The 21,838-nt window shown below is 71.7% G+C and carries 22 protein-coding genes; 19 read left to right on the plus strand and 3 right to left on the minus strand.

The window, feature by feature from the left end; genetic code table 11:
- Nucleotides 1-22 precede the first annotated feature (22 nt).
- From BLW32_RS24630 to BLW32_RS24705, 16 genes are all read left to right on the plus strand, one after another.
- Nucleotides 23-1,087 (plus strand): alpha/beta hydrolase family protein, encoded by a 1,065-nt coding sequence (locus BLW32_RS24630; RefSeq protein ID WP_068741367.1) that lies wholly within the window; start codon nt 23-25, stop codon nt 1,085-1,087.
- Nucleotides 1,084-2,244, plus strand: a complete 1,161-nt coding sequence (locus BLW32_RS24635) for a saccharopine dehydrogenase family protein (RefSeq protein WP_068741366.1) — start codon at nt 1,084-1,086, stop codon at nt 2,242-2,244. The genes BLW32_RS24630 and BLW32_RS24635 overlap by 4 nt, the downstream gene beginning before the upstream one ends.
- Nucleotides 2,229-3,068 carry a DNA-binding transcriptional regulator gene (locus BLW32_RS24640; protein WP_068741365.1) on the plus strand — a complete coding sequence of 280 codons (840 nt, stop codon included), beginning with the start codon at nt 2,229-2,231 and terminating at the stop codon, nt 3,066-3,068. The genes BLW32_RS24635 and BLW32_RS24640 overlap by 16 nt, the downstream gene beginning before the upstream one ends.
- A gap of 9 nt (nt 3,069-3,077) precedes the next feature.
- Nucleotides 3,078-4,079 carry a dTDP-glucose 4,6-dehydratase gene (rfbB, locus tag BLW32_RS24645; RefSeq protein WP_068522973.1) on the plus strand — a complete coding sequence of 334 codons (1,002 nt, stop codon included), beginning with the start codon at nt 3,078-3,080 and terminating at the stop codon, nt 4,077-4,079.
- 147 nt (nt 4,080-4,226) lie between these two features.
- Complete coding sequence (gene kstR, locus BLW32_RS24650) at nt 4,227-4,856, plus strand: cholesterol catabolism transcriptional regulator KstR (RefSeq protein ID WP_068741364.1); 630 nt, start codon at nt 4,227-4,229, stop codon at nt 4,854-4,856.
- Between the two features lie 128 nt (nt 4,857-4,984).
- A complete protein-coding gene (locus BLW32_RS24655; RefSeq protein ID WP_082791354.1) occupies nt 4,985-5,803 on the plus strand; it encodes an MlaE family ABC transporter permease in 819 nt (272 codons plus the stop codon).
- Entirely contained in the window at nt 5,803-6,660 is an 858-nt protein-coding gene (locus BLW32_RS24660) for an MlaE family ABC transporter permease (protein ID WP_068741363.1), read from the plus strand. The genes BLW32_RS24655 and BLW32_RS24660 overlap by 1 nt, the downstream gene beginning before the upstream one ends.
- Nucleotides 6,661-6,669: 9 nt before the next feature.
- Nucleotides 6,670-7,701, plus strand: a complete 1,032-nt coding sequence (locus tag BLW32_RS24665; protein ID WP_068741362.1) for an MlaD family protein — start codon at nt 6,670-6,672, stop codon at nt 7,699-7,701.
- A gap of 1 nt (nt 7,702) precedes the next feature.
- Complete coding sequence (locus BLW32_RS24670; RefSeq protein WP_068522978.1) at nt 7,703-8,707, plus strand: MlaD family protein; 1,005 nt, start codon at nt 7,703-7,705, stop codon at nt 8,705-8,707.
- Entirely contained in the window at nt 8,704-9,696 is a 993-nt protein-coding gene (locus BLW32_RS24675) for an MlaD family protein (protein ID WP_068522979.1), read from the plus strand. Before BLW32_RS24670 ends, BLW32_RS24675 begins: the two co-directional genes overlap by 4 nt.
- On the plus strand, nt 9,696-10,781 hold the full coding sequence (locus BLW32_RS24680) for an MlaD family protein (protein WP_068741361.1): 1,086 nt from the start codon (nt 9,696-9,698) through the stop codon (nt 10,779-10,781). The genes BLW32_RS24675 and BLW32_RS24680 overlap by 1 nt, the downstream gene beginning before the upstream one ends.
- Nucleotides 10,781-11,806 carry an MlaD family protein gene (locus BLW32_RS24685; RefSeq protein ID WP_068741360.1) on the plus strand — a complete coding sequence of 342 codons (1,026 nt, stop codon included), beginning with the start codon at nt 10,781-10,783 and terminating at the stop codon, nt 11,804-11,806. The genes BLW32_RS24680 and BLW32_RS24685 overlap by 1 nt, the downstream gene beginning before the upstream one ends.
- Nucleotides 11,803-12,885, plus strand: coding sequence for an MlaD family protein (locus BLW32_RS24690; protein WP_068741359.1), 1,083 nt, complete (start codon nt 11,803-11,805; stop codon nt 12,883-12,885). Before BLW32_RS24685 ends, BLW32_RS24690 begins: the two co-directional genes overlap by 4 nt.
- Before the next feature lie 19 nt (nt 12,886-12,904).
- The gene (locus BLW32_RS24695; RefSeq protein WP_068741358.1) at nt 12,905-14,995 is read left to right on the plus strand and encodes an acyl-CoA dehydrogenase family protein; all 2,091 of its coding nucleotides are present in this window, start codon (nt 12,905-12,907) and stop codon (nt 14,993-14,995) included.
- Nucleotides 14,996-15,039: 44 nt separating this feature from the next.
- The gene (locus BLW32_RS24700; RefSeq protein WP_068741357.1) at nt 15,040-15,825 is read left to right on the plus strand and encodes a 2-keto-4-pentenoate hydratase; all 786 of its coding nucleotides are present in this window, start codon (nt 15,040-15,042) and stop codon (nt 15,823-15,825) included.
- A 21-nt stretch (nt 15,826-15,846) separates the two neighbouring features.
- The gene (locus BLW32_RS24705; RefSeq protein ID WP_068522985.1) at nt 15,847-16,035 is read left to right on the plus strand and encodes a ferredoxin; all 189 of its coding nucleotides are present in this window, start codon (nt 15,847-15,849) and stop codon (nt 16,033-16,035) included.
- A gap of 118 nt (nt 16,036-16,153) precedes the next feature.
- Here the strand turns inward: BLW32_RS24705 and dmpG are convergent, their stop codons facing one another.
- Together dmpG and BLW32_RS24715 are read right to left on the minus strand one after the other, a co-directional pair.
- Nucleotides 16,154-17,203 carry a 4-hydroxy-2-oxovalerate aldolase gene (gene dmpG, locus BLW32_RS24710; protein WP_068741356.1) on the minus strand — a complete coding sequence of 350 codons (1,050 nt, stop codon included), beginning with the start codon at nt 17,201-17,203 and terminating at the stop codon, nt 16,154-16,156.
- A complete protein-coding gene (locus BLW32_RS24715) occupies nt 17,200-18,108 on the minus strand; it encodes an acetaldehyde dehydrogenase (acetylating) (protein WP_068741355.1) in 909 nt (302 codons plus the stop codon). Before BLW32_RS24715 ends, dmpG begins: the two co-directional genes overlap by 4 nt.
- Before the next feature lie 152 nt (nt 18,109-18,260).
- Between BLW32_RS24715 and BLW32_RS24720 the strand changes: the two genes are divergently transcribed.
- The 3 genes from BLW32_RS24720 to BLW32_RS24730 are packed head-to-tail and all read left to right on the plus strand — an operon-like array spanning nt 18,261 to nt 20,845.
- A complete protein-coding gene (locus BLW32_RS24720; protein WP_068741354.1) occupies nt 18,261-19,478 on the plus strand; it encodes a cytochrome P450 in 1,218 nt (405 codons plus the stop codon).
- 5 nt (nt 19,479-19,483) lie between these two features.
- Nucleotides 19,484-20,053: a TetR/AcrR family transcriptional regulator gene (locus tag BLW32_RS24725; protein WP_068741648.1), complete on the plus strand. Its 570-nt coding sequence runs from the start codon at nt 19,484-19,486 to the stop codon at nt 20,051-20,053.
- Nucleotides 20,054-20,089: 36 nt separating this feature from the next.
- Nucleotides 20,090-20,845 (plus strand): IclR family transcriptional regulator, encoded by a 756-nt coding sequence (locus BLW32_RS24730; RefSeq protein ID WP_068741353.1) that lies wholly within the window; start codon nt 20,090-20,092, stop codon nt 20,843-20,845.
- Here the strand turns inward: BLW32_RS24730 and BLW32_RS24735 are convergent.
- Nucleotides 20,842-21,822 carry an NAD(P)-dependent alcohol dehydrogenase gene (locus tag BLW32_RS24735; protein WP_068741352.1) on the minus strand — a complete coding sequence of 327 codons (981 nt, stop codon included), beginning with the start codon at nt 21,820-21,822 and terminating at the stop codon, nt 20,842-20,844. The genes BLW32_RS24730 and BLW32_RS24735 overlap by 4 nt on opposite strands.
- Between the last annotated feature and the right edge of the window lie 16 nt (nt 21,823-21,838).

A 21,838-nucleotide genomic window follows, 5' to 3' on the forward strand; every position in this document is an offset into this window, starting at 1 on the left:
TCGTTGTTGCTACGATCGTTTTATGAGCAAGAAGACATGGGCCCTCGTGGCCGTCGCACTCGTCGCCGCCCTCGTGGTGCCCCTGGGCGTCCGGATCGCCGTGGCGAACACCTTCGCCTTCGACGAGCACCGCGTGAGCATCCCCGTCACCGACGCCGTCGCAGCGGGCGGAACCACCCCCGATGCACACACCGGCGGCCGCCTCGACGGCGTGCTCACCACCCCGAAGGGCAGCACGGGCCGGCACGGCCTGATCGTCTTCGTGCACGGCGACGGCGCCGCGAACGCCACCCGCGACGACGCGTACTTCCCCCTCTGGGAGGCGTTCGCGCGCGCGGGGTACGCCACCCTCTCCTGGAACAAGGCTGGCGTGGCCGGCTCCCCGGGGAACTGGCTCGACCAATCGCTCGCCGACCGCGGCGCCGAGGTCGCCGCCGCCCTCGACTGGGCCCGCACGCGGCCCGAGGTCGACACGCAACGGATGGGCGCCTGGGGCATCAGCCAGGGCGGATGGGTGCTGCCGCCGCTCGCCGCGCGGCGCCCGGACATCTCCTTCCTCGTACTGGTGGGCCCGGCGATCAACTGGCTCCGCCAGGGCGAGTACCACACCCTCGCGGGCCTCCGCGACGCCTCCGAGGAGGAGAGGCAGCGCGCCCTGCGGGCGCAGGCCGCGAACGTCGCGGTCCTCGAACGGGGCGCGAGCTACCCCGATTACCTCGCCGCGAAGGTGGACGCGACGCCGATGACGCAGGACCGCTACGGCTTCGTCCTGCGCAACTTCCGCGCCGACGTCACGCCCTCTCTCGCGCGCATCGCCGTGCCCACCCTGCTGCTCCTCGGCGGCGCCGACCGCAACGTGGACACCGCCGAGACCGCGCGCGTCTACGCGGAGACGATGCGGCCCGGACTGCTCACCGAGCGCACCTTCCCGGGCGCCACGCACAGCCTCACCCGCGACGACATCGAGTACCGCAGCGAGGATCCATGGGTGATCGCCCAGGCGGTCGTCGCACCGCGCGACATCTACGCGCCCGGCTACCTCGACGCGCTCACCGACTTCGCGTCGCGACAGCGAGCCGCGCGATGAGGGTCGCCGTCCTCGGTGCGGGAGCGATGGGCGCCCGCGCCGCCCGCACCCTCGCCGGCCTCCCCGGCGTCGACGCGCTCGTCGTCGCGGACCGCGACCCGGACGCGGCCACGGAGCTCGCCGCCGCCCTGCCCGGCGCGACCGCGCACCGGGTCGACGTCACCAACGACTCCGGCCTGCGCGCCGCGCTCGCCGACGTCGACACCGTGCTCACCACCGTCGGCCCCTTCTACCGGTTCGGTGCCGGCGTACTCCGCGCGGCGATCGCGACCGGCACGGACTACGTCGACATCTGCGACGACTGGGAGCCGACGCTGGAGTCGTTCGAGCTCGACGGTGCCGCCCGCGCGGCCGGGGTCTGCGCCGTCGTCGGTGCTGGCGCGAGCCCCGGGTTGAGCACGCTGCTCGCGAGCGCCGCCGCCGGGCGCCTGGACCGGGTGCGCGACCTCTACACCGCCTGGCCCGTGGACGCCGCGACTCCACCCCCGTCCGCGGACCCGGCGATGGCCGGCGCCGCGGGCGTCCACTGGATGCATCAGTGCAGCGGGGAGGTCGCCGAACTCTCCGGGGGCGCCGTTGTCCGCCGGGCTCCGTTGCGCCCCGTCGCCCTGCGGCTCCCGGGCGGCCGGGACGGGACCGGCTGGACCGTGGGACATCCCGAGCCGGTCACGCTGCACCGGACGGTGGCACCGTCGGGGGAATCGGCCTGTCTCATGCTGCTCCGGCCCGCCACCGCCGCGTACCTCGACGTGCTGCGCCGCGACATCGACGCCGGACGGATCACTCCCGACGGTGCCGCGGCCCTGCTCGAACCCCCGTCCCCCTCGCGGGTGCTCCGGTCCCTGCCCGGGGCGTTCACCCGCCCCGGCCCGGGCGCGCTGCCGGCCTTCTTCGCCGCGGCGGACGGCACCGTCGACGGGCGGTCCGTCCGGGTCTGCGCGCGACTCGAGACCGACGGCGCTGTGCTGCACGACATGGCCGCCGTCACCGGCGTCCCCGCGGCGCTCGCGACGGCGCAGCTCCCCGCGGTCCGCCGGCCCGGCGTGCACCCGCCCGACGCCGTGCTGGACGGTCCGCGGCTGTTCGCGGATCTCGCGGTAGCGTTTCCGGGCACGCGCGTGATCATCGAGGAGGAGGCCGGATGGCTGACGGATTGATCTCCACACGCGCGCTCATCGAGGCCATGCTCCGCGAGGACGCGACGATCGATGCGGGTGAGCTGTACGCGGTCGCCGAGGCTCTCGGCATGGGCGATCAGCAGGTGCGGCTGGCGATCAAGCGGCTCGTGGCGGAGGGGCGGTTCACCGTCGACGGGCGGGGCCGGGGCGCGGTCCTCACCGCGACCGACACCACCCGCGCGGGCATCGAGCCCGATCGCGCGCACGTCCGGCTGATGTACGCGCAGGACCGCGGCGAGGCGCCGTGGGACGGGGTCTGGCACCTCGCGGGATTCGCCGTGCCGGAGGCGCAGCGGGAGGCGCGCGGCGCGCTCCGCGACGCCATCCTCGCGCTCGGCGGCGCGCCCGTACAGGGCGGCCTGTACGCCTCCGCGCACGCCTGGGAGACGGCGCTGCGCGACATCGCCCGGGCCGCCGGAACCGAGGCCTATCTGACCACGCTGAGCTGCACCGATCTCGACGTCGGCGGCGAGAGCGGCGCCGCGGCCGCGGCTCGCCTGTGGCCCCTGGACGCACTCGCGGACGGGCACCGTCGACTCGCGGACCTGGCGGAGGACGCCCTCGGCCGGACGCCGGATGCGACGCACGCCGAGCGGCTCGCGCTGACGGTCGGCCTCGTCGCCGAATTCACCCGCGCCCACGAGCCCGATCCGCTGCTGCCGCCCGAGCTGCTGCCGCCGGACTGGATCGGCGCGCGCGCACGCGGCCTCGCGGCCAGCGCCTGGTCCGCGCTGGCCGAGGCGGAGGCCGGGTCTCCGCTGCGACTCCTGCGCTGGTTCGACGCGCCCTTGCAACCCCACTAACCTGATCCCATGCACATCGTGGTCACCGGCGGCGCCGGCTTCATCGGCGCGAACTTCGTCCGGCGCACCGTCGCGACCCGCCCGGACGTCCGGATCACCGTGCTCGACGCGCTGACCTACGCCGCGAACGAGTCCTCGCTCGACGACCTGCGCGAGCGGATCGACTTCGTCAAGGGCTCGATCGCGGACCCGTCGGCGGTCGACGACGTGGTCGCGGGCGCCGACGCGGTGGTGAACTTCGCCGCGGACACGCACAACGACAACTCGCTGAGCGATCCGTGGCCCTTCCTGGACACCAACATCCGCGGCACGGCCGTCCTCCTCGACGCGGTGCGCCGGCACGACGTCCGGCTGCACCACATCTCCACCGACGAGGTGTTCGGCGACCTGCCGCTGGACACGCCCGAGCGGTTCACCGAGGACACCCCGTACCGGCCGTCGAGCCCGTACTCGGCGTCCAAGGCGTCGTCCGACCACCTGGTGCGGGCGTGGGTCCGCAGCTTCGGCGTGCGGGCCACGATCTCCAACTGCTCCAACAACTACGGCCCGTACCAGCACGTCGAGAAGTTCATCCCGCGACAGATCACCAACATCCTCGCGGGCGAGCGGCCCAAGCTCTACGGCGCGGGCGCCAACGTGCGCGACTGGATCCACGTCGACGACCACAACGACGCCGTGTGGGCGATCCTCGAACGGGGCGCGATCGGCGAGACGTACCTGATCGGCGCCGACGGTGAGCGGTCCAACCGGGAGGTGCTCCGCACCCTGCTCGCGGTCATGGGCCGCCCGGCGGACGATTTCGACACCGTCGCCGACCGGCCCGGGCACGACCTGCGCTACGCCATCGACTCGAGCAAGCTCCGGCGCGAGTTGGGTTGGGCGCCCGCGCACGCCGATCTCGACGCCGGGCTGCGCGCCACCGTCGACTGGTACCGGGCGAACCGGGCGTGGTGGGAGCCCGGCAAGGCGGGCGTCGAGGCGGCCTACGCGCGGCGCGAAGCCTCGTCCTGACGAGCCCGGATCGTGTGATCTTCGACCGAACCGCCGCGGAACGCACAGGTCCGGCGCGAAAACCTGTTTCAATTGTCGCGACATCAACATGCGACCCGACCGCCCGGGCACCCGCCGGCGGCCGAAGAGATTCCGAGGTGACCACCCATGCCGCCCGAAGGCACCCCCGCCGCTACCGCCACCGCCCCCGCGCCCTCCCCGTCCCGGGAGGACCTCGATACCGCGGGCCAGCGCGAGCGGCGCAAGCGCATCATCGAAGCCACGTTGGCGCTGGCCCGCAAGGGTGGCTACGACGCGGTGCAGATGCGCGCGGTGGCGAAGAAGGCCGACGTGGCGCTGGGCACCCTCTACCGGTACTTCCCGTCGAAGGTGCACCTGCTGGTCGCCGGCCTGGTGAGCCAGTTCGAGCGCGCGGGTGAGCGGATCGGGAAGGTGCAGATCCCGGGCGATACCGCGGCCGAGCGCCTGATGTTCGTGCTGGACCGCAACACCGAGGCGCTGCAGCGGGCTCCGCTGCTCACCGAGGCCATGGTCCGGGCGTTCATGTTCGCCGACGCCACGGCGGCGGCCGAGGTCGAGCGGGTGGGCCGCCTCCTCGAGGACATGTTCGCCCACGCGCTCGGGGTGGAGGATCCCGACGAGCGCCAGCGCGATACGTTCCACCTGATCGCCGATGTGTGGATGGCGAACCTGGTCGCGTGGGTCACCCACCGCGCCTCGGCCACCGAGGTGCAGAAGCGGCTCTCCGTGGCGGTCGATCTCCTCATCAAGGACTGACAACACCGCAGGTCACATCGGGTAGACCGAGGAAAAACTGAAACACGTACTAGTTTTGCTCCGGTAGTTGATACGCTCCTCTCGAAAATGAGGAGAGGACACCCGATGGTGGTATTCGGAGGCCGGGCGTGAGGGCCGCGGCGCTGTACCGGTTGTACCGGTTGGCCGCGATCGTCACCAAGAGCCTGTCCACGATCGGACGCTCGGTGGTTCTCGCGGGCGAGATCATCGCGTGGACGTTCCGCGGGGTCCTGAAGCGGAACTTCGCGGTCGGCGAGATGATCACGCAGTCGGTGACGCTGCTGCGGGTCACCACGCTGCCCGCCGTCCTCGTGGCCATCCCGTTCGGCGCGGTCGTCTCGGTCCAGGTCGGCGCCCTCGTCGACACGGTCGGGGCGAACTCCCTGGTCGGCGCCGCCTCCGGCATCGGCATCATCCGGCAGGGCGCACCGCTCGCCACGGGCGTGCTGCTCGGCGGCGTGTGCGCCTCGGCGATCGCCGCCGACCTCGGCTCCCGCACGGTCCGCGAGGAGCTGCAGGCCATGCAGGTCATGGGCGTCGATCCGATCGCCCGCCTCATCGCGCCCCGCATGCTCGCGCTGATGATCATCGCGCCGATGCTGCTGGTCGCGATCGTGGCCGTCGCCATGATCGTCGCCCTCACCGTGTCCGTGTGGCAGTTCGGGCTCAGCTCCGGCGGCTTCTGGTCCTCCTTCGGCGCCTTCTCGGCCCCGTCGGACCTGGCCTTCGCGGTGCTCAAGGCCGAGACTGGCGCGATGATCGTGGGCCTCGTCGCCGGACTGCGCGGCCTGGAGGCCTCGGGCGGCCCGCGCGGCGTCGCGGACGGCGTGAACTCCTCGGTCGTCCTGTCGATCACCCTGATCTTCCTGTCCTTCCTCGGCCTCACCCAGCTGCAGACGATGTTCTTCCCGAGTCAGGTGGCCTGATGACCACCACGAACCCGCCCGCACCGGCGAAGGCGAAGAAGGGCACCCTCGACTCGAAGCCGGCGAGCCTGATCGCGCGGATCGGCGAGGCCGTCGTCTTCGTCGCCCAGTCCATCTATCTCGTGCCCGTCGCGCTGATGAAGTACCGCGGCGAGACCTCGCGCGTGCTCAAGCAGCTCGCCTGGGGCCGCGGGTCCGTCGTGGTCGACGGTGGCGTCGTGGTCATGATGGTCATCCTGGGCGCGGCGAGCGGCGCGGCCGTCGCCATCGAGGCCTACGCCGGCCTCAACCTCATCGGCTTCGGGCCGCTCACGGGCGTCATCGGCGGGCTCGCGAACATCCGGGAGATGATCCCCATCTCGGCCGGTATCGGCTTCGCCGCGCAGGCCGGCTGCCGCATGACGGCGCAGATCGGCTCCATGCGGATCGCGGAGGAGATCGACGCCGTCGAGGCCCTCGGCATCCGCTCGATCCCCTACGTCGTCAGCACGCGCCTCATCGCCGGCATCGTCGTGGTGATCCCGGCGTACATGCTGACGCTGCTACTCGCCTTCCTCACCTGCAAGCTGATCGTGGTCGTCTTCCACGGCCAGGCGCTGGGTACCTACAACCACTACTTCGAGCAGTTCCTCAGCCCGGGCGACATCGCGCTGTCGACGCTCAAGGCCGTGGTCTTCTGCGCCGCCGTCACGATCATCCACTGCTACTACGGGTTCTTCGCCAAGGGCGGCCCGGAGGGAGTCGGCCTCGCCAGCGGCCGGGCCGTGCGCGCCAGCCTGGTCACGGTGCTCACGCTGGACTTCATCCTGACCATCATGTTCTGGGGCATCACCCCCACGATCATCTTCAAGGGTTAGGGGGAAACGATGTACGAACTGCTCGGCGGCACACCCGGCCGCCAACAACGCGTCTTCTTCACCGTCGGTGTCGCGACGATCGCCGTGATCCTGATCGCCGTCCTCGCCGGCGTCGTCTCCTCCCGCATCCCCGCGTCCGACCCGCGGCTCGCGCTCACCGTCGAGTCCACCGACGTGGGCCCGGGCGTCAAGTCCGGCACCCGGGTCACGCTGCGCGGCGTGCCCGTCGGCGAGGTCGAGTCCGTCGTGATCCCCCGCGCGGGCCAGGCCCGTGTGGCGGTCCGCCTGGACCGCGGCAGCCTCCGCGGCCTCACCGACGCCCTGTCGGTGCGGTACCAGCCCGGCAACTACTTCGGCGTCACCGAGATGGCGCTGATCCCCGGGCAGGGCGGCACCGACCTCCGCTCGGGCAGCACCCTGCGCCCGCGCTCGAGCAACGACACGATCTCCGACCTGCTCACGCGCAGTGCGGTCTCCGTGTCCGGCGTCATGACGCCGAAGCTGATCGAGGTGACCAGGAAGGCCACCCAGTACACCCAGGCGATCACGCCGCTGCTGCAGGTGGCGTTCTCCGTCGAGCAGCAGAACGCGCGGTCGGTGAAGGTGCCGATCGGGACCACGCTGCGCGCCGTCCGCACCACGCTCGACGGTGCGCCGGGCCTGGTCGAGGGCGCCTTCGAGGGCTGGTTCATCCCGCAGATGCGCGGCGGCGAGGTCGCGGGCACGCTCGACTACACCGTCAACAACTACGACAAGATCGACAAGACGACCACCCTGCTGGGCACCGGCTTCTTCACGCCGCTCGCCGACATGTTCGGCTCGCACGAGACCGAGTTCACGCCGGGCACCGTCATGCTGCGGGTCATCATGGACAGCACCACCAAGGTGATGCGCACCGTGAGCGTCCCGCGCCAGATCGTTCCCCTGATCACGGGCGTCAACAGCGCCTTCATCACCGTCCCGGAGGGCACCGCACTGCGTATGAACGTCGTCGCCGACCGACTCCCGGGCGCCGCGTCCGTCCTGGAAGGGGGTCGATGACATGCGCGCCAAGAACACCCGCGCCACCATCACCCTCGCGATCGCCCTGATCATCACGCTGGTCATCGCGGCGGGCATCTTCGCGGCGCTCCGCAACCCGGCCGGCGGTGAGACCCGCGACTACGAGGCGCACCTCTCCGACGCGTCCGGTCTCCGCGTGGGCAGCGACGTGCGCCTGCGCGGCGTGCTCATCGGGAAGGTCACCGCGGTGGATGTCCGCGGCACCGCGGACGGGAACGGCAACGAGGCCGTCATCGGCTTCTCCGCGCAGGACGATCACCCCGTCACGTCGACCACCCGGCTCGCGGTGAAGTACCGCAACCTGACCGGCGAGCGGTTCATCGAGATCCAGCCCGGCAGCTCCGCGGGCGGTGCGCCCACCACGTCGATCCCGATGTCGCGCACCACCCCGTCGTTCGACATCACGACTCTGTTCAACGGCCTCGCGCCGGTGCTCCGCACGCTCAGCCCCGAGGACGTCAACGAGCTGACGCGGAACCTGTTGGGCCTCTTGCAGGGCGACGACACGACCGCCGCGCAGACCTTCGGCGCCATCGACAGGATCACGTCGAACCTGGCGGACCGGCAGACCGTCATCAAGACGCTGATCGACAACGTCACCCGCGTCGCCAACATGATCAACGACTACTCCCCGCAGGTCGTGGAGTTCATCCTCAACTTCGACCTGCTGCTGACGAAGGTGCTCGAGAACCTCGACGAGTTCCGGCGCACCGCCACCTACGGTCCGGGCTTCGGCGCCGCGACCAACCGGGTGCTCACCGCACTCGGACTGTCCAAGGACCTCGACGTGGAGAAGCTCATGCGCACCGCCTTCCAGGATCCGGGTGCCGCGGTGCAGGCGATGGGGAAGCTGCCCGGCCTGTTCACCGGCGTCGCGGCGCTGCTCGGCGCGCCGCCCACCCCCTGCTCCAAGGGATCGGCGCCACTGCCGAACAAGGTGACCGTGCTGACCGGCGGAACGAATGTGACGGTGTGCCTGAAATGATCTTCACCGGACGCCCGCCCTGGCGCGGCCTCGTCAACCGCAGCACCAAGCTCGGCGCGATCGCCGTCGCGGTGGCGCTGGTCATCACGGCCGTGCTGGCCTTCGTCTACCTGCGCCCGCCGGGCCAGAAGGAACTGACCTTCGTCACCCAGGACGCCGCGCTGATCAAGCCCGGCGTCGAGGTGCGCGCCTCGGGCGTGCGCATCGGCTCCGTCTCCTCGGTGGAGCTCCGCAAGGACGACGTGCAGGTGACCACCCGCATCGACGACTCGGTCTTCGTCGGCGACCAGACCTCCGTCGCGGTCCGCATGCTCACCGTCGCGGGCGGCTTCTACGTGGCGGTGTCCTCCGCCGGCCGGGCCGCCTTGGGCGACAAGCCGATCCCCCGCAACCGGGTGAGCCTGCCGTACAGCATCGGCGACCTGCTCCAGGACACCCCGGAGAAGCTCGAGCCCGTCGACCGCACCCAGCTCGCCACGTCGATCAAGGCGCTGAGCACCGGCCTCGACTCCAACCCGGGCTCGGTCGACAACATCGTCGAGGGCGTGAACTCGCTGCTCGGCCAGCTCACCGAGCAGCGCGACCAGGTCGGCCGAATCATCAACATCAGCACCCAGTACGCGACCGGCTTCGCCGAGCAGCGCGAGACGATCATGAACATGATCCACAAGGCGTCGCTGGCGATCGTCACGCTCGACCAGACCGCCACCAACTTCGGCATCGCCTACCAGGGCCTCGCCGGGATGTTCGGCAAGATCAAGCCCTTCCTCGACCTGTACTGGAAGTACCGCGACACCCTCGGCGACGCCTTCGCGAAGATGGAGACCGCGCTGAAGACGACGAACGTGACGATCCCCGCGATGATCAGCGAGCTGCAGAAGGGCATCGACACCATGCAGGCGAGCCTGGAGAAGCAGGGCAAGCCCATGTCGCCCGACACGGTGCTCGCGAGCCGCCTCTGCTTCCCGACGGCGACGGTGAGCTGCTGATGCGCCCCACGAGGATCTCCCTGCTCGCCGCGGCGGCCGCGCTGCTGGCGCCGCTCGTGCCGTCCGCGATCGGCACGGCCGCAGCCGCGTCCAGCACCCAGTGCGCCTACCTCGCGGACGGCATCGGCCTCTACCCCGACAACGACGTGACCCAGATGGGCGTGAAGATCGGCTCCGTCCGGAAGGTGGAGCCCTCCGGCGACGGCGTGAAGGTCACCTTCGACGTCGCCGGCCGCACGCTGCCCGCCACGGTCAAGGCCGTGAGCCGCTCGACGTCGATCCTCGCGGACCGCTCGCTCGAGCTCGTGGGAAACTACTCGACGGGCGCCACCCTCAACCCGGGCACCTGCATCACGCGGGAGAACTCGGCGACGCCGAAGTCGATCTCCGAGACCACGTCCGCGGCGACCCGCCTGGTCGACTCCGTCACCGAGGGCGGCGCCTCCGCCGACCTCGGGAGGCTGCTCACGCGGCTCGACACCGAGGTGGGACCGTCGGTGCCGCCGCAGGCCGCCCGCTCGCTGACGAATCTGTCGACGCTGCTGAGCGATCCGGCCGGATTCCTCGGCGACGTGACCACCGTGGTGAGCAACGTCCGGCCGCTGATGCAGAGCATGGACCAGCAGTGGGGCGAGATGCTGCTGACCCTGCAGCACGTGGGGAACGTCCTCGACCAGTACGGCAAGCTCACCTTCCCCGCGGTGTCCGAGATCTTCCAGACGCTGCCCGTCTTCTTCCTCGTCGGCGACGACATGATGCGCCGCTACGGCCACATCCTCAAGCCCGGCGGCACGATGGCGGCGGACGCGGTCAAGCTCGCGGCGACCGGCGTCAAGTCCAACGAGGCGCTCGCCCGCATGCTGCCGGTCTTCGGCTCGCAGATCGCGCCCTACCTCCCCCGCGGCGGCGACGAGGCGCCCGCCGCCATCGCGGGCGTGCCCGTCACCACGGTCGCCACCCGCGACCCGAACGCCCTGTGCGCGCAGATCAATGCGCAGGCGCCGGGCGCCTGCACGGTGGTCGCGGGCAAGGCCCAGACCGCCACCGTCGACCTCGCGCAACTGCCGTTCCAGGGAGGCCGCTGATGAACCGCACCCGTAGCGCCGTGCGCTGGCTCCCGCGGCGCGTGTCCGCCGCGATCGTGATCGGCGCGGCGGTCGTGCTCGCCGGTTGCGGCGTGAGCCCCGCCAACATGGACATGCGCAATCCGCTCGGCGACGGCGACCAGTACGACGTGCAACTCCAGTTCGCCGACGTGCTGAACCTGCCGATCGGCGCGCGGATCTCGCTCGGCGGCCTGACCGTCGGCCGGGTGAAGGCCGTCGCCCTCGGCGAGGACGCCGCGACGGTCACCGTCCGCGTGGACAAGACCGTCTCGCTGCCCTCGGACATCCACGCCTCCGTCCTGCAGGACACGCTCCTCGGTGAGGCCTACGTCCGACTGGAGACGCCCGAGAAGTCCACCGGCACCGCGGCGCCGCTCCGCGCGGGCGCGGTGCTCCCGCTGAGCCAGACCAGCCCGCCCCGCTCGGTGGAGAGCACGCTCACCATCCTCGCCGACTACTTCGGCAGCGGCTCGGTGCAGGACGTCAGCAAGACGATCACGCGCCTGAACACCGCGCTGCCCAAGGACCGCCCGCAGTTCGACCTGCTCTCCACGCAACTCAACCGCGACGTCACCGGGATCGGCGCCAACACCTCCGAGGTGAACCGCCTGCTCGACTCCGCGACCGAGATGGCCGACCGGATCGCCAAGCAGGAGAAGAACTTCAAGGACATCCTGTCGCCGTACCATCTCAAGTACTGGTCGAACCAGGGCAAGCTGATGTCGAACATCGGCGTGCTCCTGCCCGCCGTCGGCGGCATGCTGCAGCAGGGCTCCTGGCTGATCCCGCTGATGAACTCGTCGTCCGACCTGTTCGAGCTGCTCACCGCCGACATGGTGTCGCTGGGATCCGCGATCCACGGCGGCTCGATCCTGGTGAACAAGAATCTCGCCCCGTTCCTGAAGAAGCCGGTGGTGAAGGTCGATTCGGTGACCAATACCGCCGGGCAGGACGTCTCCCCCGGCGCACTCAAGGTGCTGCGACTGATCGGACAGGCCCGATGACCCGCTCCGGACTCGCCTCCACCCTCGGCCTCATCGCGCTGGTCGTGGTGTCCATGCTGCTGCTCGGCAATCAGGGCGTGCAGTGGTTCTCGCCCTCCGACGAGCGCGTCGCGTACATCCGGCTCACCGACGCCAACGGCCTGCAGGAGGGCTCGCGGGTCCTCGACCGCGGTGTCGAGGTCGGCAAGGTGCGCGGCCTCACCGTCGACGCCGACCGCGTCGAGGTCGAGGTCGGCTACGCCAAGGACACCCGGATCACGCAGGGTGCCAAGGTCCGCGTGCAGAACCTCTCGGGCCTGGGTGAGACCTATCTGACGATCGCCCAGGGCGACGGCGCCGCCGTGCCCGACGGCGCGCGCCTCGAGGGCGTCGTCGACACCGCCGACTCCACCGTCGGCGCGCTGTCGAGCTCCCTGTCGCGCTTGATGAAGCAGCTCGACCCCGGCACGGTGCAGCGCCTACTGGCCCGCGCCGACGACGCCCTGCCGAACGGCGAGCAGACGGTGCCGACCATCGACGCCGGAGCGGTCCTCACGGCCACCTCGATCCTGCGCCAGCTGCCCGACGTCGGTGACCTCCTGCAGTCCTTCAACTCGATCACGCCACGCGCCGGCGACGTGGGCGCGCTGCTGCTCAGCCTCGACCAGCCGCTGCGCAGCTTCGGCAAGGGCTACGGCGAGATGGCGCCGTACTCCGTCTCCTACATCAGCGAGGGCGACTACCCGAACGTCATCCGGGACGGCATGCTTGAGCTGTTCAAGGTGATCCAGGGTTTCGAGGACGGTGCCGCGCCGAGCGTGCAGTACCTCTCCGAGCTGATGCTCCCGTCGGTCCGCGCGATCGCCGAGCCGCTGTCCACCATCAACGGAGGCCAGCTGCTCGACACCGCGCTGGCCTCGGTCCGCGGGCGCTCCGGCGCCGTCACCCTGCGGATGGCGCCGTCGGACACTCGCCCCGCGAGCCCGTCGTCGGCGAAGCCCTCCGCCGCGAAACCCTCGGGCGCAGCGGCTTCGAGCTCGAAGCCCGCGGCCCCGTCCGCACGCACCGCACCGTCCAGCACCCCCGCGCAGCCCCGCTGACGCGGGCCGAAGGAGAACCGTGGCCCTCGCGCTCACCGATGTTCAGACCGCACTCGTCGAGTCGATCCACGACTGGGCGGAACGCGCGCACCCCGTCGACGCCGTCCGCTCCGGTGACACCGGCGCCGTCGAGAAGGCCTGGCGCGGACTCGCGGACATCGGTGTCTTCGGCATCACGCTGAGCGAGGACCTCGGCGGGTTCGGCGGTACTGCCGACGATGCCGCCGCCGCCGTCGAGGCCGCGACCTCCGTCCTGGCGCCGGGCCCGGTCGCCGGCACGGTCGCGGTGGGGGTCCTACTCGAGCGCTACCTCGGCGGCACGGACGGGCTCGCCGTGGTGCGGGCGGAACTCGCCGCCGGCGAGGCACGGGCGGCGCTCGTGGTCGACGGTGACGGCTCCCTCGCACCGGATGCCACCCCGCAGTCGCACCTGCTCGTCGAGTCCCCCTCGGGCGCCTGGCATCTGCTCCCGCCCGGCGTTGCCGGCGTCACCGTCGAGCCGCTGCCCGGCCTGGACACCTCGCGGCCGCTGGCCAGGATCCACCTGGACGGTCCGGATTTCGACGCGACCACCGAGATCCCGGGGCTGAACGCCGACGACGTCCGTGCGGCGCTCGCGACCTTCGCCGCGGCCGAGGCCGCCGGCGTCGCCGCGTGGACGCTGCACACCGCCGCGGAGTACTCCAAGGTGCGGGTGCAGTTCGGCAAGCCCATCGGATCCTTCCAGGCGATCAAGCAGATCGTCGCCGACATGCTGTGCCGCGCCGAGCAGTCCGCGGCGCTGGCCTGGGACGCGGCACGATCCGTCGGCGCCGGGGCGGAGCACCACCTGGCCGCCGCGGTCGCCGCGGCGGGCGCCCTCGACGCCGCCGTGGAAAACGCCAAGGACGCGATCCAGGTGCTCGGCGGCATCGGCTTCACCTTCGAGCACGACGCGCATCTGTACCTGCGGCGCGCCACCACGCTGCGGCTGCTGCTCGGCGATACCCCCGGATGGCGCACTCGCGCTGCGGAACTCGCACTCGCCGGCGTCCGCCGTGGACTCGACTACGAGGTGGACGGCGACCACGCCGCCGCCACCGCCGAGGCCGAGCGGATCGCCGCGATGACGGCGGACGAGCAGCGCCGCACTCTCGCGGAGTCCGGCCTCCTGGTGCCGCACTGGGATCCGCCGTACGGCCGGGGTGCGGGACCCGCGGAGCAGCTGGTTCTCGACGGTGCGCTGGAGGCGGCGGGGATCGAACGCCCCACGCTCGTGATCGGCGCCTGGGCAGCCCCGACGATCCTCGAGCACGGGACGCCCGAGCAGGCCGAGCGCTTCGTGTGGCCCACCCTGCTCGGCGAGATCAGCTGGTGCCAGCTGTTCAGCGAGCCCGAGGCAGGATCCGACCTGGCCTCGCTGCGCACCAAGGCGACGCGCGTCGAGGGCGGGTGGTCGCTCTCCGGCCAGAAGGTGTGGACCTCCCTGGCGCACGAGGCCGACTGGGCGATCTGCCTGGCACGCACCGACCCGGATGCGCCGAAGCACAAGGGCATCACCTACTTCCTCGTCGACATGCTCTCCGACGGCATCGACGTGCGGCCGCTCCGCGAGATCACCGGCGACGTGCGGTTCAACGAGGTCTTCCTCGAGGACGTCTTCGTGCCCGACGACTGCGTCGTGGGCGCGATCAACGGCGGCTGGCGCCTGGCCCGCACCACGCTCGCCAACGAGCGGGTCGCGATGAGCGGTTCCGGCCTCGGGGCGCGACTCGAGGGCCTCCTCGCCGACCCCGGCCCGGAGCCCGACCTGGCCGTCCTCGGCGGCCTCGTCACGGAGGCCGCGTCCTGCACGCTGCTCGACCTGCGCGCCGTCATCGCGAGCCTCGGTGGCCAGGACCCGGGTGCGGCGTCCAGCGTGCGCAAGCTGGTCGGCGTCCAGCACCGTCAGGCGGTCGCGGAGGCCTGCCTGCGGCGCCTCGGGCCCGACGGTGCCGTCGCCGGCCCGGAGGATCCGGCGGACGCGCGCTACGAGTTCCTGCTGACGCGCTGCCTGTCCATCGCGGGCGGCACCTCGCAGATCCTGCGGAACGTCGCCGCGGAGCAGCTCCTCGGTCTGCCCCGCTCCTGAGTCGTTCCGCACCGCACGACTGAAACCTGTTCTAGTATTCGAGCATGGACGATTCCGCTGTCTCCGCCGCCGCCGACGCGCTGCTCGGCGCGTACGCCGCGTGCGCGCCGATCGACCCGATCATCGGCATGTTCCCCGACGCCACGATCACCGACGCGTACCGGATCCAGCAGGAGCAGGTGCGCCGCTGGGAGACCTCCGGCGACGTGGTGAAGGGCCACAAGGTGGGGCTCGCCTCGCTCGCGATGCAGCGGCAGATGAACGTCTACGAGCCGGATTTCGGGCACCTCACCGCCTCGATGTTCCACCTGGAGCAGATGCCGATCGACACCTCCTCGTGGATGCAGCCGCGGATCGAGCCGGAGATCGCGTTCGTCCTCGGTCGCGAGCTCCGCGGGCCCGGCGTCACCGTGGCCGACGCGATTCGCGCCGTCGACTTCGTGGTCCCCGCCCTCGAGGTGGTCGACTCGCGGATCAAGGACTGGAACATCTCCATCGTCGACACCGTCGCCGACAACGCCTCCTCGGGCGGCGTGATCCTGGGCAGCCGGCCCACGCGCCTGACGGACGTCGACCTGCGCACCGTCGGGTGCACCTTCCGGATCAGCGGCGAGCAGGTGGGCACGGGCGCGGGCGGCGCCGTCCTCGGCTCGCCGATCAACGCCCTCGTCTGGCTCGCGAATACCGTCGGCCCGCTCGGCACCGCCCTCGAGCCGGGACACGTCGTGCTGCCCGGCTCCATGACGCGCGCCGAGCCGGTGCGCGCCGGAGACATCGTCGTCGCCGACATGGGACCGCTCGGTTCCGTGACGGCCGTCCTCGCCCCCTGACCGACCCGAACGGAGAACATCATGAAGATCATCATCGGCGACGCGTGCACCGGATTCGGCGTCTGCGAGGGCATCCGCCCCGACGTCTTCGAGGTCAACGACGAGGGCTTCGCCGAGGCCACCGACGAGGGCCTCACCGACGCCGACCGCGAGGACATCGAGTACGCCGCGAGCCAGTGCCCCACCCAGGCCATCCGCATCGAGGACTGACCCCCCCTGACTTAACAGCGTTAGCCCATACCGAACCCGCAGGTGACGGTATGGGCTAACGCTGTTAAGTCAGGGGTAGTGGCCCGACGGTGCCGCCCGGGCACCGTCGGGCCGCCCGTCAGACCTTCTGCGCTGCGGACATCTCCACGGCGATGGTGATGATCATGTCCTCCTGGCCGCCCACATAGCCGCGGCGACCGCACTCGTACAGGATCTCGTACGCCGGCACGCCGTAGCGCTCCGCGGCCCGCTCCGCGTGCAGCAGGAAACTGGAGTACACACCCGCCGCGCCCTGGACGATCGAGCTGCGGTCCATCACCGGCAGGCGCGTGATGTACGGCTTCACCACGTCCTCCGCGGCGGCCATGAGCGCGTCCTTGTCGGTGCCGGTCCGCACGCCGAGCTTCTCGAACGCGGCCGAGAGGACCTCGGTCGGCGAGTTGCCCGCGCCCGCACCGAGGGCGAGCAGCGAGCCGTCGATCTGCTTCGCGCCCGCTCGGTGGGCGAGCACCGAGTTGGCGACGCCGAAGCTCAGGTTCTGGTGGCCGTGATAGCCCACCTGCGCGTCCTCGCCGAGCTCCGCGACCAGCGCGGCGACGCGGTCGCCGGCGTCCTCGAGGATCAGCGCGCCCGCGGAGTCCACGACGTACACGCACTGGCAGCCGGCGTCGGCCATGATCCGCGCCTGCTTCGCCAGCGCCTCGGGCGTGGACATGTGGGAGAGCATGAGGAAGCCGACGGTCTCGAGGCCCAGTTCCCGTGCGGCGCCGAAGTGCTGGATCGAGACGTCCGCCTCGGTGCAGTGGGTCGCGATCCGCAGCGCGCCGGCGCCGAGATCGGCCGCCACGCGGATGTCCTCGACGGTGCCGAGCCCCGGGAGCATGAGCACGGCGATCTTCGCCTGCTGCGCCTCGTCGACCGCAGCGGCGATGAGCTTTCGCTCGTCGACCAGGGAGAAGCCGTAGTTGAAGGTGCTGCCGCCGAGGCCGTCGCCGTGGGTCACCTCGATGAGCGAGACGCCCGCGTCGTCGAGCGCGCGCACGGTGTCGCGCACGTTCTGCTCGGTGAACTGGTGGGCCATCGCATGGCTGCCGTCGCGCAGCGACGTGTCGACGATGCGCACGTCCCGGTTCGGGTCGCTCCAGAGGTCGCCGTTGATGCCGGTCATGCGTTCACTCCTGCCAGGATGCGCTGCGCGAGCAGCTCGCCGGCGCGCGCGGCGGCGGCGGTCATGATGTCGAGGTTGCCCGCGTAGGTGGGCAGGTAGTCGCCGTTGCCCGCGACCTCCAGGAAGACCGCGACGCGCGCCTTGCCCTCCCAGCCGGGCCGCGGCTCGTCGTACTGCGGTGGCGCCTTCAGCGTGTAGCCCGGGACGTACACCTGGACATCCGCCACCATCTTCTCGATCGAGGCGGTGATCGCGTCGCGGTCCGCATCGGGGTCGATGGCGCAGAACACGGTGTCGCGCATGATCATCGGTGGCTCGACGGGGTTGATGATGATGATCGCCTTGCCCTTGGCAGCGCCGCCGACCTCCTCGATCGCGCGGGCCGTGGTCTCGGTGAACTCGTCGATGTTGGCGCGGGTCCCGGGTCCGGCCGAGCGGGAGGACACCGACGCCACGATCTCCGCGTAGCTGACCGGCGTCACGCGGCTGACCGCGTGCACGATCGGGATCGTCGCCTGCCCGCCGCAGGTGATCATGTTGACGTTGGGCGCGTCCAGCTGGGCCTCGAGGTTCACCACCGGACAGGCCAGCGGGCCGACGGCCGCGGGCGTGAGATCCACGGCGACGATGCCCGCCTCCGCGTAGCGAGGCGCGTTGGCGCGGTGCGCCTTCGCCGACGTCGCCTCGAAGACCAGCTGCGGCGGCTCGGGCCGCGCGAGCAGCCAGTCCACCCCCTCCGCCGAGGTCTCGAGCCCGAGATCCGCGGCGCGCTTGAGGCCGTCCGACTCCGGGTCGACGCCCACCATGTAGCGCACGTCCACGTGCTCGCTCCGGCGCAGCTTGGCCAGCAGGTCCGTGCCGATGTTTCCCGGGCCCACGATGGCCGCGGTCACTTTCTCCGTCATACCGCCATCGTCGACCGCGGCGCGCGGACGCGTCCACGCCTGCGTTCCGCTCAGCGGGACGGCCCGAGGATTCCGTGAAGGCTTGACGAAGGATTGCTGCCGTCTTAGATTCGATACATATATTCATTTTTGTCTCATCATCGGAGCGTTCCATGCCCACCGCCGTCTTCACCCCGCGTTCCGCCGACACCTGGGCGGATCCGTTCCCCCTGTACCGCCACCTGCGCGCCGGTGACGCGGTACACCGGGCCGAGCCGCTCGACGGGGAGGAGCTCGAGTACTACGTCCTGCCCCGGCACGCCGACGTGTGGCGCGCGCTGCGGGAGCCCGGCGACTTCTCGTCCGCGCAGGGGCTCACGCTGCACTACGGCGAGTTGGAGAAGATCGGCCTGCAGGAGAACCCGCCGATGGTGATGCAGGATCCGCCGGTGCACACGGAGTTCCGCCGCCTCGTCGCGCGCGGCTTCACCCCGCGACAGGTCGCGGCGATCGAACCCGACGTCCGCGCCTTCGTCGTCGAACGGGTCGAGCGCCTGCGCGCCCAGGGCGGCGGCGACATCGTGCAGGAACTGTTCAAGCCGCTCCCGTCCATGGTCGTCGCGCACTACCTCGGCGTCCCCGCCGCGGACCGCGGGCGGTTCGACGGCTGGACCGAGAGCATCGTCGCCGCGAACTCCGGCGGCGGCGACCTCGCCTCGGTCGTCGCCTCCGCGGCCGACGCGGTCGGCGAGTTGATGGCCTACTTCGCGGCGCTGATCGAGCGTCGGCGCACTGAGCCCGAGGACGACGTGGTCTCGCACCTGGTCGCAGCCGGCGTCGGCGCGGACGGGGATCCGGCGGGCGTCGTCTCGATCCTCGGCTTCACGTTCACCATGGTGGCCGGCGGCAACGACACCACGACGGGCCTGCTCGGCGGCGCCGCCCAGCTCCTGCACCGGCACCCCGATCAGCGGCGGCTCCTCGCCGACGACCCGGCGCTGATCCCCGGCGCCGTCGAGGAGTTCCTCCGGCTCACGTCGCCGGTGCAGGGGCTCGGGCGCACCACCACCCGCCCGGTGGACGTCGACGGAACCACGATCCCCGCCGACCGGCGCGTGCTCCTGCTCTACGGCTCGGCGAACCGCGACGAGCGGGTCTTCGGCGACGACGCCGACGAGCTCGACGTCACACGGAACCCGCGCAACATCCTCACCTTCGCGCAGGGGGCGCACCACTGCCTCGGCGCGGCCGCCGCGCGGATGCAGTCGCGCGTCGCCCTCGAGGAGCTGCTCGCCCGCATCCCGGAATTCGCCGTCGATCTCGACGGGGTGCGCTGGGCGCCGGGCGCGTACGTGCGCCGCCCGACGACGGTGCCGATCTCCGTAGGATGACCGCCATGACCTCCGCCGCGCCGAACAGCTGGGCCGCAGCCGCCCGGTCCGGGGCTGCGGAGCGCATCCTGGACGCCGCGGCCGCGCTCTTCGCCGAGCACGGCGTCGCCGCGGTGGGCATGGACGACATCGCGCGGGCCGCGGGCTGCTCCCGGGCCACGCTCTACCGGTACTTCGCGAACCGCGAGCTCCTGCGGTCCGCGTACGTGCTCCGTGAGATGTCCCGGGCCCTCGACCACCTCGCGTCGACCGAGCCGCCGTCGGGATCCGCCCCGGAGCGGCTCGTGGCCGTCATCGAGGCGGCGGTGGGCTACGTGCGGGACCGGCCGGAGTTGCTCGCGTGGTTCGCCTCGGAGGACTTCGCCGTGGGCCCGGTCCTCGCCGAGCACGCGGGCGCGCTCGCCGCGGCGGCGTCGGGCTCCCGCGTCGCGACCGACCTTCCTGAGCTCGCCGATCCGCAGGTCTTCGATTGGGTCGTGCGGGTCATCGTCGGGCTCCTGGGGCACCCCGGCGCGAGCGCCGCGTACGAGCACGAGCTCCTCGTCCGGTTCGTCGGTCCGATCGTCGACGGATAGCCGCTCGGCGGGGCCCGAGACTGGCACACTGGGCGCATGTGTCCCGCTGAGCGGAACGACGGTGCCACCGTCGACCGGATCTCCGCCCTGCTGTCGGCCTACCGTCCCGGCGACGGCGGGCTCGGGGTGTCCGAGCTGGCGCGGCGTACGGACCTGCCCAAGTCGACGGTGCACCGCCTCACCGGACACCTCGTGGCCGCCGGGCTACTCGAGCGGTCGGGGACCGGCCTGCGGCTGGGTGTGCGACTGTTCGAGATCGGTCAACTCGCCACGGGCCACCGCGATCTCGTCGACGCCGCGCGGCCGGTGCTCGCCGACCTCCGCTCCGCGACCCGCAACACCGTCCACCTCGCACGACTGGAGGGCACGGAGGTCGTCTACTTCGAGGTCCTGCCGGGCCCGGACGCGCCGGATCTGCCGTCCCGCGTGGGCGGCCGCATGCCCGCGCACGCCACCGGTGTGGGCAAGGCGATCCTCGCGTTCGCCGACGATGCCGTCGTCGACGGCGTGGTCGCTGCGGGCCTGCCGCGGGTGAGCCTCCGCACCATCACCTCGCCCGTGATCCTGCGCCGGCAGCTGCAGCGGATCCGCGACGAGGGCGTGGCGTACGAGCGGGAGGAGTCCGGCACCGGCACCGTCTGCGTGGCCTGCCCCATCCTCGACGCCGACGGTGCGCCCGTCGCCGCGATCTCCGTGGCGGGCTGGAGCAATCGCATGCGCCCGGAGCGCGTCGGCCCCGCCGTCCGCGCCGCCGCCCTCACCCTCTCCCGCGTCGCGGGAGCGCGCGACTAGGCCCCGTCCACGTCGACGACGACCTTGCCGAGAACGCCGCCCTCCTCCAACCGGCGATGCGCACCGGCGGCATCCGCGAGCGGGTACGTCGCGTGGAGGACCGGTCGCAGTGCTCCGCCGTCGACCATCCGCGTGAGCTCCGCGAGGAGGGCCGGGTCGGGCGCGCCACGGAAGAAGCGGATTCGGCGGGCACCGTGGATCGCCGACGCGGCGATCGTCCCCAGGCTCCGAACCGTGCGATCGGTATCGAACCGCACCGCCACCATGCGTCCGCCCGGCGCGAGCAATCGCCGGAAATCGCGCAGATCGGTGCCGACGGTGTCGATCACGACGTCGAACGTGCCGAGGTCGTCGGGCCCGGTCCGCCGGTAGTCGACGGCCAGATCGGCACCGAGACCGGACACGAAGTCCAGGGCGCCCGCGCCGGCGAGCCCCGTCACCGGGCCCGCACCGAGCGCCTTCGCGACCTGGACGACCGCACTGCCGACCCCGCCGGCCGCGCCACGCACCAATACGCTCTCGCCCGGGCGCAGGCCCGCCTCGCGACGCAGGGCGAGCAGCGCCGTGAGCCCGCCCACCGGGAGGGTCACTGCTTCGACGGGCGACAACGACCGCGGTGCGGCGGCGATCTGATCGGGCCGGACGGCAACGTAGTCGGCCAGGCTGCGCAGCGCCTGCCCCGACGCATCGGGCTTCTCGCTCAGCAGGCCCCACACCTGATCGCCCACAGCATGTCCGGACGTCGCGGGGCCGGCCGCGGCGACCTCGCCGACGAAGTCCAGCCCGGTGCGCCGGGGGAACGGCCCGCGCATCAGCCACGACGGCAGGCCGCCCGAGCGGACGATGAGCTCGCCACCGTTCACCGAGACGGCGCGCACGCGCACCAGCAGCTCGTCGTCACCGATCGCGGGGATCGGCGCCCTTCCCTCGTAGAGCACCTCGGGCGGACCGTAGCGATCGAACAGGGCAGCACGCATGGAGGTTTCGTCGTGT

It is taken from the genome of Tsukamurella tyrosinosolvens (assembly GCF_900104775.1).
In the GTDB taxonomy this organism is placed as follows: Bacteria; Actinomycetota; Actinomycetes; order Mycobacteriales; family Mycobacteriaceae; genus Tsukamurella; species Tsukamurella tyrosinosolvens.

Bases quoted from the DNA above. Each gene is read 5' to 3' on its own strand.
- BLW32_RS24675 (WP_068522979.1), top strand. From the start codon at position 8,704: ATGATCTTCACCGGACGCCCGCCCTGGCGCGGCCTCGTCAACCGCAGC.
- BLW32_RS24730 (WP_068741353.1), top strand. From the start codon at position 20,090: ATGTGTCCCGCTGAGCGGAACGACGGTGCCACCGTCGACCGGATCTCC.
- BLW32_RS24680 (WP_068741361.1), top strand. From the start codon at position 9,696: ATGCGCCCCACGAGGATCTCCCTGCTCGCCGCGGCGGCCGCGCTGCTG.
- BLW32_RS24705 (WP_068522985.1), top strand. From the start codon at position 15,847: ATGAAGATCATCATCGGCGACGCGTGCACCGGATTCGGCGTCTGCGAG.
- BLW32_RS24670 (WP_068522978.1), top strand. From the start codon at position 7,703: ATGCGCGCCAAGAACACCCGCGCCACCATCACCCTCGCGATCGCCCTG.
- BLW32_RS24690 (WP_068741359.1), top strand. From the start codon at position 11,803: ATGACCCGCTCCGGACTCGCCTCCACCCTCGGCCTCATCGCGCTGGTC.
- BLW32_RS24635 (WP_068741366.1), top strand. From the start codon at position 1,084: ATGAGGGTCGCCGTCCTCGGTGCGGGAGCGATGGGCGCCCGCGCCGCC.
- dmpG (WP_068741356.1), bottom strand. From the start codon at position 17,203: ATGACCGGCATCAACGGCGACCTCTGGAGCGACCCGAACCGGGACGTG.
- BLW32_RS24715 (WP_068741355.1), bottom strand. From the start codon at position 18,108: ATGACGGAGAAAGTGACCGCGGCCATCGTGGGCCCGGGAAACATCGGC.
- BLW32_RS24685 (WP_068741360.1), top strand. From the start codon at position 10,781: ATGAACCGCACCCGTAGCGCCGTGCGCTGGCTCCCGCGGCGCGTGTCC.
- BLW32_RS24665 (WP_068741362.1), top strand. From the start codon at position 6,670: ATGTACGAACTGCTCGGCGGCACACCCGGCCGCCAACAACGCGTCTTC.
- BLW32_RS24660 (WP_068741363.1), top strand. From the start codon at position 5,803: ATGACCACCACGAACCCGCCCGCACCGGCGAAGGCGAAGAAGGGCACC.
- BLW32_RS24700 (WP_068741357.1), top strand. From the start codon at position 15,040: ATGGACGATTCCGCTGTCTCCGCCGCCGCCGACGCGCTGCTCGGCGCG.
- kstR (WP_068741364.1), top strand. From the start codon at position 4,227: ATGCCGCCCGAAGGCACCCCCGCCGCTACCGCCACCGCCCCCGCGCCC.
- BLW32_RS24725 (WP_068741648.1), top strand. From the start codon at position 19,484: ATGACCTCCGCCGCGCCGAACAGCTGGGCCGCAGCCGCCCGGTCCGGG.
- rfbB (WP_068522973.1), top strand. From the start codon at position 3,078: ATGCACATCGTGGTCACCGGCGGCGCCGGCTTCATCGGCGCGAACTTC.
- BLW32_RS24630 (WP_068741367.1), top strand. From the start codon at position 23: ATGAGCAAGAAGACATGGGCCCTCGTGGCCGTCGCACTCGTCGCCGCC.
- BLW32_RS24720 (WP_068741354.1), top strand. From the start codon at position 18,261: ATGCCCACCGCCGTCTTCACCCCGCGTTCCGCCGACACCTGGGCGGAT.
- BLW32_RS24735 (WP_068741352.1), bottom strand. From the start codon at position 21,822: ATGCGTGCTGCCCTGTTCGATCGCTACGGTCCGCCCGAGGTGCTCTAC.
- BLW32_RS24640 (WP_068741365.1), top strand. From the start codon at position 2,229: ATGGCTGACGGATTGATCTCCACACGCGCGCTCATCGAGGCCATGCTC.